Raw genomic sequence first — 11,847 nt, 5'->3', positions numbered from 1 at the left:
ACAATGCTTGAAGTACAAAATCTGTCCATGCGCTTCGGCGGCCTGCTGGCGGTGGACCAGGTCTCCCTGGACGTGAAAGAACGGGAGATCGTCTCGATCATCGGCCCGAACGGGGCCGGCAAAACCACGGTGTTCAATTGCATCAGCGGGTTCTACAAGCCCACCGGCGGCAAGATCCTGTTCCAGGGACAGGAGGTTCAGGGCAAACCGGACTACAAGATCTCTCGCCTGGGCATGGTGCGCACCTTCCAGCATGTGCGGCTGTTCAGCCAAATGACCGTGGTGGAAAACCTGCTGGTCGCCCAGCACCGGCACCTGAACACCAACCTGGTGGCCGGACTGCTCAAAACGCCGGACTACCGCCGGCGGGAGAAAAAGTCCCTCGAGCGGGCGCGTTACTGGCTGGAGCGGGTCGGCCTGATTGACCTCGCCAACCGGGAATCCGGCAACCTCGCGTACGGCCAGCAACGGCGCCTGGAAATTGCCCGGTGCATGGTCACCGAGCCGCAACTGCTGATGCTGGACGAGCCGGCGGCGGGTCTCAACCCGGCGGAAACCAAAGACCTTAACCAGTTGATTGTCAGCCTGAAGGAGGACTACAACGTCTCCGTCGTGCTGATTGAGCATGACATGAGCCTGGTCATGGGCATTTCCGATCGCATCAACGTCATCAACCAGGGGCGCCCCCTGGCCAGCGGCACGCCCGAAGAGATCCGCAACAACGACGACGTGATCAAAGCCTATCTCGGTGAGGCCTGAGGACACATCATGCTGGTACTAGAAAACGTTCATACCCATTACGGCAAGATTGAAGCCCTCCACGGCGTCTCCGTTGAGGTCAACCAGGGCGAGATTGTGTCCCTGATCGGCGCTAACGGCGCCGGCAAGACCACGCTCCTGATGACCGTCTGCGGGTCCCCCCAGGCCAGCTCCGGACGGGTACTGCTAGAAGGCCGGGACATCACCCACGAGCCCACCGCGCGCATCATGCGCTCGGGCATCGCGATTGTGCCGGAGGGCCGGCGTGTCTTTTCAGGCCTGACCGTGGAAGAGAACCTGCACATGGGCGGGTTCTTCAACTCCAAGGCCGAGATCCGCAAGAGCCAGGACTACGTGTACGACCTGTTCCCACGGCTCAAAGAGCGCGAGAGCCAGCGGGCGGGCACCATGTCCGGCGGTGAGCAGCAAATGCTGGCGATCGGCCGGGCCCTGATGAGCAAACCCCGGATGATCATCCTGGACGAACCGTCCCTCGGGCTTGCCCCCATCGTGATTCAACAGATCTTCGAGATCATCGGCCAGCTCCGGGAACAGGGCATCACCGTGTTTCTGGTGGAGCAGAACGCCCACCAGGCGCTCAACCTGGCGGACCGGGGCTACGTGCTGGAAACCGGCCGTATCCGCCTACACGACACGGGCAAGAACCTTCTGGAGAATCCGGAGGTGCGAAACGCGTATCTGGGCGGGTGATACGTCACCGATTGGTACATTCCACTACGCCATTTATGCACTATACTCGAGCTAACGGTTTGACTGAGCGTGCAGAAAGCCGTCAGCACCGTTTCCGTTAGCCCGGGGTTCCCCCGCGCAGCGGCCATTGCGACGACAGCTAAAATCAAGACAAGGAGTGGATAATGAAAAAACTGATCGCAGGTGCCATTCTTCTGGGCGCATCCTCCATGGCATTCGCCCAGCCGGGCTGTGGCGTTGGCGCCATGATCTGGAAAGGACAGTCCGGTATCGCGCCCCACGTGCTGGCCGCGACCACCAACGGCAGCTTCGGCAACCAGACCTTTGGTATGACCACCGGCACCCTCGGCTGTCAGACCAACGAAGCCGTTCAGTCCATGGCCATGTACATGAACAGCAACGTGGACAAAGTCGCCCGTGACATGTCCCGTGGCTCCGGCGAAAACCTGGACACCCTGGCGGTTCTGCTGGGCGTTGAGCAGGCCGACCGCGCCGCCTTCCGCAAGGTACTTCAGGACAACTTCGCGCTGATCTTCCCGAGCGCCGACACCACCTCCGATCAGGCCGTTGACGCCATCGTCGCCCTGATGGAAAAAGACGAGACCCTGAGCAAGTACGTCGCGGCCTAAGCCCCGTACCGTCTCCACGGATGACCCGGGCGCCAGGGACGGCGCCACTTCCGCAGATCCGACCGACCCACCCAGGACGCCGTAACGCCCATGGGCACACTTTCCCGCGCTGCTCAGGCCCTGTTTTGCCTGGCGATCAGCAGCTCCGCGCTGGCCACGGAACCGGCGGTTCCCGAGGGCCTCTATCACGATCCCGTCTGGCTTAACCTGGTGCACTACCAGCCGGATACCTTTGGCAGTGGCTACACCAGTGAAGCCGACGACCCGGCGTTCTTCCTGAGCCCCGACGGCAAACACTCGCCCCGAGCCGAACTGAACGCCACCCTCGCCGCCATACAGGCTTCCGGCGGTGGCGATGAGTCGGCCCGCTGCCGCTTCCCGGCCCGGGACGCCTGGCTTCGCCGCCAGCTGGATTTGCCGGCCGATCCGGCGCCCTGCCCCGCTTACGACACCTGGCGCAGGGACCTGAACACCCAAACCGTCACCCTGGTGTTCGCCGCCTCCTACCTGAACAGCCCGTCGTCCATGTTCGGCCACACCTTTTTGCGGCTGGACCCGCCCGGCAACGACCAGAACACCAACCTGCTGCTGGCCAGCACGATTTCCTACGCGGCCGATGCCGGCGCCCGGGACAACGAACTGATGTTCGCCTACCGGGGTATTTTTGGCGGTTACCCCGGCGTGACCAGCGTCGAGCCCTACTACGACAAGGTCAAGCTCTACTCGGACATTGAGAACCGCGACCTCTGGGAATACACACTGAACCTGACCCCGGACGAGGTGGACCGGCTGCTCGCCCACGCCTGGGAGCTGCGGGACAAGAACTTTGATTACTACTTCTTCGACGAGAACTGCGCCTACCGACTGCTGGCGCTGATCGACGTGGCTCGTCCGGGGACCCGGCTGCTGGACAACGTGACCACCCACGCCATTCCGTCAGACACGGTCCGCTGGGTGGTGGACAAAGGCCTGGTCTCCCACGTGCGCTACCGTCCGTCTGCCAGTACCACCGTCGCCTATGAGCTGGACCACCTGACCGACGACCAGCAGGCCATCGCCAGCGCCGTGGCGGACGGCTACGTCAAACCGGATGGCCAGGAGCTTGCTTCTCTGCCGACCACGGCCCGGGCCCACGTGCTCGATGCCACCTACGATTACGTGCGTTATCAGAGCACCGAGGAAAAGTGGCCCCGGGAGCTGGCCGCGCCCCTGTCCAGACAACTGCTGGTGGCTCGCAGCCACATCGACGGCGTCAAGCCGGTGCCGAAACCGCCGGCTCCACCGGTTCGCGATGATCAGGGCCACGACACGTTTCGCGTCAGTCTTGCCGGCGGCCAGCAGGACCACCGTGGATTTTCCCAGCTGACCGTCCGCCCCGCCTATCACGACCTGCTGGACCCGCCCGAGGGTTACCGGCCTGGCGCCCAGCTCCAGTTTTTACGCCTGGACGCCCGCCTGTATACCAACAACGACGAGCTTCAGCTGGAGAACCTGACCGCCGTTGAGATCCGCTCCCTGAGCCCCCGGGACGGCTTCTTTTCGCCATTGTCCTGGCAGGTCGGGGTGGGCGCACGGCGCACTGACACCGGGGAGAAACGGGTCTTAGCACCCTACCTGGACGGTGGCGTGGGCGGGAGCTGGATGCTGGGCGCTGGCGTGCAGGCGTTTACCCTGGCCACCGCCGATGCGGAAGTGGACAACGATCTGAACCGGGGCTTTGACCTGGCGCCCGGCGCCGACCTGGGCCTGCTGTACCAGAGCCCCCGCGTGAGTCTGATGGGCGGTGCCCGCTCCAAAGCCTGGATGGTCAGCGAACAACACCGGCAGGACACCCTCTACCTGAAAGCCAGCTGGCATCTGAGCCGGGACATCAGCCTGTTCGGTGAGTTCAACCGGGAGCACCACTACGAGAGGTACCAGAGCGAATGGCAAGCGGGACTGAGCCTGTATTTCTGATCAGACGACAACGACTGGCAGGCCCGCGCCTCGCGGCCCGGCTGGCGGCCATTCTGTGCGTCGCTACCCTGGCCCTGCTCCAGGGCGGCTGCAGCAGCCTGTTCTTCTATCCGGACCAGGTGACCTACGTAACGCCGGATCGCCTTAATCTGGACTACCAGGACGTCTACCTGGATACCCCCGACGGCGAACGCCTGCACGGCTGGTGGCTGCCGGCCGAGGGCGTGACCAACGATGCCTCACCCAGCGACAATAAGGCGGTTGGCGGCGACGGTGAAGCCCTGGGCACCGTGTATTATCTGCACGGCAACGCCCAGAACATCAGCAGCCACATTCTGAACGTCGCCTGGCTGCCCGAGGCCGGCTACAACGTGTTTACCCTGGACTACCGGGGCTACGGCAAATCCACCGGAGCCCCGGATATCATCGGCGCACTGACCGATGCCGAAGTGGGCCTGCGCTGGCTGGCCCAGCGCCCGGATGCCGGCAACACGCCGCTGTTTCTGCTGGGCCAGAGCCTCGGCGGCGGCCTCGCCATTCCCCTGGCCAGCGAATGGCAGCAACGGGGCGAGCGGCCACCGCTCACCGCGGCCATCTTCGACAGTACCTTTGCCGGCTTCCGCGACATCGCCCGGCAGAAGCTGGACAGCTTCTGGCTGACCTGGCCGTTCCAGGTGCCGCTGAGCTGGACCATTCCCGATGACTATGAAGGCGTGGACCGGATTGCCGGTATTTCGCCGGTGCCGGTGATGATTATCCACAGCGTGCGGGACGGCATCGTGCCATTCATGAACGGGGTGCGGCTGTATGAGGCCGCCAACGAGCCCAAGCGGTTTCTGAGGACCGATACGCCCCACGCGGCCACCTTTGTGATTCCGGCGTACCGGGAGGCGGTGCTGGGATTTATGGCGGAGGCGGGGAAAGGGGTCAGATGACATTCATCTGACCCCGGGGTGCAGAACAAGGGATCAGATGAGCTTCATCTGACCCCGGAGATAAATTGAAGGCGAAAAAAAGGGGTCAGATGAAACTCATCTGACCCCTGTCTTCACTTCACTACCTCAATCTGCGATCAGGCAGAGAGGTCGGTCGGCTGCTCGCCTTCCTTCACTTCCTTCATGGACAGCTTCACGCGGCCGCGGTTATCCACGTCCAGCACTTTCACCATCACTTCCTGGCCTTCGCTGAGCTCGTCGGAGACGTTCTCAATGCGGCGGTCGGAGATCTGGGAGATGTGCACGAGGCCATCTTTGCCCGGCAGGATGTTCACGAAGGCGCCAAAGTCGACAATGCGCTCAACGCGGCCCTTGTAGATCGCACCCACTTCGATCTCAGCGGTGATTTCCTTGACCCGATTCACAGCCGCCTGGGCGGACGCGGCGTTGTCGGCGTAGATCTTCACGTTGCCGTCGTCGTCCAGGTCAATGGAAGCACCGGTTTCGTCGCAGATGCTGCGGATTACGGAGCCGCCCTTGCCGATCACGTCGCGGATCTTGTCCGGATGGATCTTGATGGTGGTGATGGTCGGCGCCCGATCAGACAGCTGCGCGCGGGGCTCGGAGATCACCTTGTTCATCTCGCCAAGGATGTGCAGACGCGCCGCGTGGGCCTGCTCCAGGGCCAGCTCCATGATCTCGTCGGTGATGCCGTTGATCTTGATGTCCATCTGCAGCGCGGTGACGCCGTCTTTGGTACCGGCCACTTTGAAGTCCATGTCACCCAGGTGATCTTCGTCACCCAGGATGTCGGTCAGGACCGCAAACTTGTCGCCTTCCTTCACCAGGCCCATAGCAATACCGGCCACCGGTGCCTTGATGGGCACGCCGGCGTCCATCAGCGCCAGGCTGGAACCGCACACGGAGGCCATGGAACTGGAGCCGTTAGACTCGGTGATCTCGGACACCGCACGGATGGCGTACGGGAACTCCTCAATGGTCGGCATCACCGCCAGCACACCACGCTTGGCCAGTCGGCCGTGGCCAACCTCGCGACGGCCCGGGGTGCCGACGCGGCCCGCTTCACCCACGGAGTACGGGGGGAAGTTGTAGTGGAACAGGAACGGGTCCTTGCGCTCGCCTTCCAGGGCGTCGATGATCTGCACATCGCGGGTGGTGCCCAGGGTGGTGGTCACGATGGCCTGGGTTTCGCCCCGGGTGAACAACGCAGAGCCATGCACGCTCGGCAGAATGCCCACTTCGATGTTGATCGGGCGCACGGTCTTGTTGTCCCGGCCGTCGATCCGCGGTTTGCCGTCGATGACCTGCTGGCGAACCACCTGCTTCTCGATCTTGCCGAAGTACTTCTTGACCTCGTCTTCCGCCGGCTGACCTTCTTCTTCACCGGCCAGTTTCTCAACGGCCGCAGCCTTGATCTCACCCAGACGCTCGTAGCGGGCCATCTTGTCGCGGATGCTGTAGGCCTCGGCGATGGCGTCAGCAAACTCGCTGCGCAAAGCCTCCAGCAGGCCAGTGTTGACGGCCTCCGGCTGCCAGTCCCAACGGGGCTTGCCGATTTCAGCGGCAAATTCCTTGATGGCGTTGATGGCAGACTGCATTTCCTGGTGCGCGAACAGCACGGCGCCCAGCATCTGATCTTCCGTCAGGCCTTTAGCTTCGGATTCCACCATCAGCACCGCGTCTTCGGTGCCCGCCACCACCATGTCCAGCAGGGAGGTTTCGAGTTGGGCGAAGGTCGGGTTCAGGATGTAACTGTTTTCGTTGGTGAAACCAACGCGGGCAGCGCCGATCGGGCCGTCAAACGGAATACCGGAGATGGCCAGTGCGGCGGACGCGGCCAGCATGGCAGCGATGTCCGGATCCTGTTCCTTGCTGGCGGACATGACGGTACAGATCACCTGTACTTCGTTCATAAAGCCATTCGGGAACAGCGGGCGGATCGGCCGGTCGATCAGTCGGCTGGTGAGGGTTTCTTTCTCGGAGGGGCGGCCCTCACGCTTGAAGAAACCGCCCGGGATCTTGCCGGCGGCGTAGGTCTTCTCGAAGTAGTTCACGGTCAGCGGGAAGAACGGCTGGCCCGGCTTGGCTTCTTTGGCGCCAACCACGGTGCCGAGGACCGCGGTGTCACCGGCGGTGACCAGAACGGCGCCGGTGGCCTGGCGAGCAACACGGCCGGTTTCCAGAGTGTAGGTCTGGCCGCCGAGCTCAAACGTTTTCTTGAAAGGTTGCAGTTCCACAACAAACTCCTGCTTATCGAATCATCTGGTTGGTACCCACCGAACGCGCGTCCGGCGTCTGCGGGCCCTGTTTATTCCTGCAGCGGTTCGTGTGAGGCCGAAGAGCAACCCGTCTGAAAGCTAACAGGCTGTTGCAAAACCCCGGTCCGCTGCCCGGGCTTTTCAACAACCTGCTATCAATTTCGGCTTTCGGTTGCGACAGGGAATCCTTCGGTATCACTGGAACATCAACTGCAGACTGCCTTTGGCAGTAAAGCTCAGCCAGCAGCCCATCCAAACCGCAGTCTGGACGGGCCGCTGGCTGATGGCCGGTCTCCCGGGGGAAACCGGCGCCAGGTCGCGAAGACCCGGATTAGCGACGCAGACCCAGACGCTGGATGAGATCCAGGTAACGGTCGGCGTTTTTCCGCTTCAGGTAGTCCAGCAGCTTACGACGCTGGTTTACCATCCGGATCAGGCCACGGCGGGAATGGTGATCCTGCTTGTTGGCCTTGAAGTGATCCTGCAGCTTATCGATGTTGGCGCTCAGCAGTGCCACCTGAACTTCAGGGGAACCGGTATCGCCGTCACCTTGCTGAAAATCCTTGACGATCTGTGCTTTTTCGCTGGCAGACAGTGCCATATGTCACCTCTTGGTTTGCGATGCTGATTATCCGGCCGAACCGCGCATCTCTACAGCCCGGCTAACTCGCCCCGTACCGCCTCAGCGGCCGCTGCGATCCTGCACCAGACGGCGGGGCACCAACACGGTGTCATCGCCCTCCGGTAACGCTTCTGCCAGCCCGACGAACCCCTGCTCACCATAAAGGCGAACCGGCCCCGTGGCAGGCTGACCCTGCATTCTAACCTGTTGCCCATTCAATATCGAGACCAGCGCCCCGCCCTGCAACTGCAGCTCAGGGAACATGGTGAGCGCGCTGTCCGGCGCCAGCAGCAGGCCATCCAGGCTTTCTCCCCGCTCCCGGAGCGCTTCCAGCTCACTGACCGGGTGGGCGTCCGCCAGGGTGTAGCCTGACGCCAGGGTGCGGCGCAGGGCAATCACATGGGCACCGCAGCCGAGGGCCTCACCGATGTCTTCCACCAGGGAGCGAACGTAGGTGCCCTTGGTGCAGTGCACCGCCAGGTCCATTTCTCCATCCCGGAGCGCCAGCAAGGTCAGCTCGTGGATGGTCACCGGCCGGGCCGGACGCTCCACCGTGATGCCTTCACGGGCATACTCGTACAGCGGCCGACCCTGGTGTTTGAGCGCCGAATACATCGAGGGTATCTGCTCGATATCGCCCCGGAACCCGTCCAGAACCACTTCCACCGTGGCCTCGGTCAGTTCCGGTACCGGACGTTCCTCCACCACGGCGCCTTCGCTGTCGCCGGTTTCCGTGCGAACGCCCAGGCGGGCGGTGGTGATGTAGGCCTTGTCGCTGTCCAGCATGGACTGGGAGAATTTGGTGGCTTCACCGAAACACAGGGGCAGCACGCCGGTGGCCAGCGGATCGAGCGCACCGGTGTGCCCGGCCTTGGCCGCGCCGTAAAGGCGCTTGACCTGTTGCAGGACGCCGTTGGAGGTAACCCCCTGAGGCTTGTCGATCACCAGCACGCCGTTGACGTCGCGCCCTTTGCGACGACGACTCAAGCGTCCCGCTCCGGATTGCCGGAGACCGGGTCGTCGTGGTCGTCACGGGGCACCGCCGGTTGATCACCGACCGCTTCCCGGATCAGCCGATCCATCTTCCGGCTCTGACCCTGGAGGGTGTCAAAGTGGAAGCGGATCTGCGGCACCACGCGCAGCTTCATGGCCCGGCCCACCTGGCCCCGCAGAAACCCGGCGGCTTTGTTCAGCACCGCCAGTGAGGTCTGCACCTCGGGCGAGGCTTCGGTCAGTTCTTCGGTGCTGAGCAGGGAGACATAGACGTCCGCGTAGCCCAGATCCCGGCTAACGCGCACGTCGTTGACGGTGACCATGCCCACCCGCGGGTCCTTGATCTCCCGCTGGATGAGCATCGCCAGTTCCCGCTGCATCTGATCGCCAATGCGATCCACACGGCTGTATTCGCGTGCCATCAGGCCCCCGTGGATTCGAGTTTGCGCTCAACCCGGATGCGGTCGAACACTTCGATCTGGTCGCCGACTTTCACGTCATAGCCCTTCACACCGATACCACACTCCATGCCGTTGCGAACTTCAGCAACGTCGTCCTTGAAGCGGCGCAGGGATTCCAGCTCGCCTTCAAAGATCACCACGTTGTCACGCAGCACGCGGATCGGCTTGTTCCGGTAGACGGTGCCTTCGGTCACCATACAGCCGGCCACTTGGCCGAACTTCGGTGAACGGAACACGTCCCGCACGTCGGCGATACCAACGATCTCTTCCCGGAACTCCGGTGCCAGCATGCCGGTCAGGGCCGCTTTCACGTCGTCGATCAGGTTGTAGATGATGCTGTAGTAGCGCAGATCCAGGCCTTCCTGCTCCACTAGGCGCTTGGACGCCGCGTCCGCCCGCACGTTGAAGCCGAAGATAACGGCATTGGTCGCCGCCGCCAGGGTCACGTCGGTCTCGGCGATGCCGCCGACGCCGGAGGACACCATCTTCACCTGCACTTCGTCGTTGCCCAGGTCCAGCAAGGCCTTGGTGATGGCCTCGAGGGAACCACGCACGTCGGTCTTGAGCACCACGTTCAGGGTCTTGACCTCGTCCTTGCCCATGTTCTCGAACATGTTCTCGAGCTTGGCGGCCTGCTGGCGCTGCAGACGCTGCTCCCGCTCACGGGTCTGGCGGAATTCGGCCAGCTCCTTCGCCTTCTTCTCGTCGGCGACCGCAAAGAACTCGTCACCGGCGTCCGGTGTGCCGTTCAGGCCGAGGATTTCCACCGGAATGGACGGGCCGGCCTCGTTGACCTGCTTGCCGGTCTCGTCCGTCATGGCGCGGACCTTACCGAAGAAGCCGCCGGCGACGACCATGTCGCCACGGCGCAGGGTGCCGTTCTGGACCAGCACGGTGGCCACAGAACCGCGGCCACGCTCGAGACTGGACTCCACCACCACGCCCCGGGCGGCGGCGTCCGGAGAGGCTTCCAGCTCCAGAATCTCTGCCTGCAGCAGCACCGCTTCCAGCAGCGCATCAATGCCCTGGCCCGTGTGGGCGGACACCGGCACGAACTGGGTATCGCCGCCCCAGTCTTCCGGGATCACGTCCATACCCGCCAGCTCGGTCTTGATGCGGTCCGGATCGGCCTCTTCCTTGTCCATCTTGTTGATGGCAACAACGATGGGCACACCCGCCGAGCGGGCGTGGTTTACCGCTTCCTTGGTCTGCGGCATCACGCCGTCGTCGGCCGCCACCACCAGGATGACGATGTCGGTGCACTGGGCGCCGCGGGCACGCATGGCGGTAAACGCAGCGTGGCCCGGGGTATCCAGGAAGGACACCATGCCGTGGTCGGTTTCGACGTGGTAGGCGCCGATGTGCTGGGTAATACCACCGGACTCGCCGGCCGCCACCTTGGTGCGACGGATGTAGTCGAGGAGGGAGGTCTTACCGTGGTCAACGTGACCCATCACGCTCACCACCGGTGCCCGCTTGATCCGCTCTTTGCCCTCGGCGCTTTCCGCAAGCTCGCTGATCACTTCTTCTTCGAACGCGTCGTCGCTGACCGCTTTCGCCTTGTGCCCCAACTCTTCAGTCACCAGCACGGCGGTTTCCTGGTCCAGTGCCTGGTTGATGGTGGCCATAACGCCCATGCCCATCAGGGTTTTGATGACGTCGGCGGACTTGACGGCCATCCGCTGGGCCAGGTCGCCCACCGTGATGGTTTCCGGAATTTCCACTTCTCTGACCATAGGTTTGGTCGGCCTCTCGAAGCCGTGACGCTTCTCTTTGGGTTTCTTTTTCATCCGCAGCGATTTACGCGGTGCGGATTCTTCCTCATCTTCCGAGAGGATCACCGGCTCTTCCACCGGGCGGCTGCGCGGACCACGATGACCAGCCTGCTTCTTCTTCGGCTTGCCTTCCTCGATCTCGTCGCCCCGCTCGCGGGTCTTTTCCTTTTCTTTCTTCTTCTTCGGCTTTCGATCCTTGCCGTCCAGATCCGGCGGCGGCATCGGCACGTCTTCCGGGGCAATGGCCTCGGCCGGCGTGCTTTCGGCGGCCGCTTCGGTGGTACCGGTGTCCTCGGCGGCCGGCGCGGTGGCCTGCTCAGACTCAGCGGCCGGAGCCTTGGCCTCGGCAGATACCTCGGCCGGCGCCTCAGCCGCGGGCGCTTCAACCGGCGTCTCCGGCGTTACCGCCTCTTCCTGCTCGGCTTCGGGTTGCAGCTCGGCACGCTTGATGTAAGTCCGGCGCTTGCGGACCTCCACGTTCACCGTTTTCGTACGACCCGCTTTCAGGGTCGTCGTGGTCTTGCGCTTGAGCGTGATCTTGCGCGGCTCGGCATCCGCGTCACCATGGGTCTTTCGCAGATAGGTCAGCAGTTGCTGCTTTTCATCGCTGGATACAGCGTCGTTCTCGGAGCGCGCCTGCAGGCCCGCCTCGACCATCTGTTTGAGCAAACGATCCACGGGAGCGCCTACGTCCGCGGCCAGTTGTTTTACCGTCACTTCAGCCATA

General features: G+C 63.1%; 10 protein-coding genes. 5 read left to right on the top strand and 5 right to left on the bottom strand.

Annotated features, from left to right (window positions below; all coding sequences use genetic code 11):
- Positions 1 to 3: 3 nt before the first annotated feature.
- The 5 genes from livG (at position 4) to V3388_RS02100 (ending at position 4,990) form a co-directional block, all read left to right on the top strand.
- Positions 4 to 759: a high-affinity branched-chain amino acid ABC transporter ATP-binding protein LivG gene (gene livG, locus V3388_RS02120; RefSeq protein ID WP_336365864.1), complete on the top strand. Its 756-nt coding sequence runs from the start codon at positions 4 to 6 to the stop codon at positions 757 to 759.
- 9 nt (positions 760 to 768) lie between these two features.
- On the top strand, positions 769 to 1,470 hold the full coding sequence (locus V3388_RS02115; RefSeq protein ID WP_336365863.1) for an ABC transporter ATP-binding protein: 702 nt from the start codon (positions 769 to 771) through the stop codon (positions 1,468 to 1,470).
- Between the two features lie 164 nt (positions 1,471 to 1,634).
- Entirely contained in the window at positions 1,635 to 2,099 is a 465-nt protein-coding gene (locus tag V3388_RS02110; protein ID WP_336365862.1) for a DUF3015 domain-containing protein, read from the top strand.
- Positions 2,100 to 2,189: 90 nt separating this feature from the next.
- The gene (locus V3388_RS02105; protein WP_336365861.1) at positions 2,190 to 4,055 is read left to right on the top strand and encodes an Lnb N-terminal periplasmic domain-containing protein; all 1,866 of its coding nucleotides are present in this window, start codon (positions 2,190 to 2,192) and stop codon (positions 4,053 to 4,055) included.
- Positions 4,025 to 4,990 (top strand): alpha/beta hydrolase, encoded by a 966-nt coding sequence (locus V3388_RS02100; RefSeq protein WP_336365860.1) that lies wholly within the window; start codon positions 4,025 to 4,027, stop codon positions 4,988 to 4,990. The genes V3388_RS02105 and V3388_RS02100 overlap by 31 nt, the downstream gene beginning before the upstream one ends.
- A 137-nt stretch (positions 4,991 to 5,127) precedes the next feature.
- Here V3388_RS02100 and pnp read toward each other — a convergent pair whose 3' ends face one another.
- The 5 genes from pnp to infB form a co-directional block, all read right to left on the bottom strand.
- Positions 5,128 to 7,242 (bottom strand): polyribonucleotide nucleotidyltransferase, encoded by a 2,115-nt coding sequence (pnp, locus tag V3388_RS02095; RefSeq protein WP_336366450.1) that lies wholly within the window; start codon positions 7,240 to 7,242, stop codon positions 5,128 to 5,130.
- A gap of 358 nt (positions 7,243 to 7,600) precedes the next feature.
- Complete coding sequence (gene rpsO / locus V3388_RS02090; protein ID WP_183699208.1) at positions 7,601 to 7,870, bottom strand: 30S ribosomal protein S15; 270 nt, start codon at positions 7,868 to 7,870, stop codon at positions 7,601 to 7,603.
- Positions 7,871 to 7,951: 81 nt separating this feature from the next.
- A complete protein-coding gene (gene truB, locus V3388_RS02085; protein WP_336365859.1) occupies positions 7,952 to 8,878 on the bottom strand; it encodes a tRNA pseudouridine(55) synthase TruB in 927 nt (308 codons plus the stop codon).
- Entirely contained in the window at positions 8,875 to 9,306 is a 432-nt protein-coding gene (gene rbfA, locus V3388_RS02080) for a 30S ribosome-binding factor RbfA (protein ID WP_336365858.1), read from the bottom strand. The genes truB and rbfA overlap by 4 nt, the downstream gene beginning before the upstream one ends.
- Positions 9,306 to 11,846, bottom strand: coding sequence for a translation initiation factor IF-2 (gene infB / locus V3388_RS02075; RefSeq protein ID WP_336365857.1), 2,541 nt, complete (start codon positions 11,844 to 11,846; stop codon positions 9,306 to 9,308). Before infB ends, rbfA begins: the two co-directional genes overlap by 1 nt.
- Position 11,847 lies beyond the last annotated feature (1 nt).

This window comes from Marinobacter sp. C2H3 (assembly GCF_037080155.1).
GTDB lineage: Bacteria > Pseudomonadota > Gammaproteobacteria > Pseudomonadales > Oleiphilaceae > Marinobacter.
The sequence above is the reverse complement of the archived record's forward strand: the minus strand, read 5'-3'. Positions and strand labels throughout refer to the sequence as shown.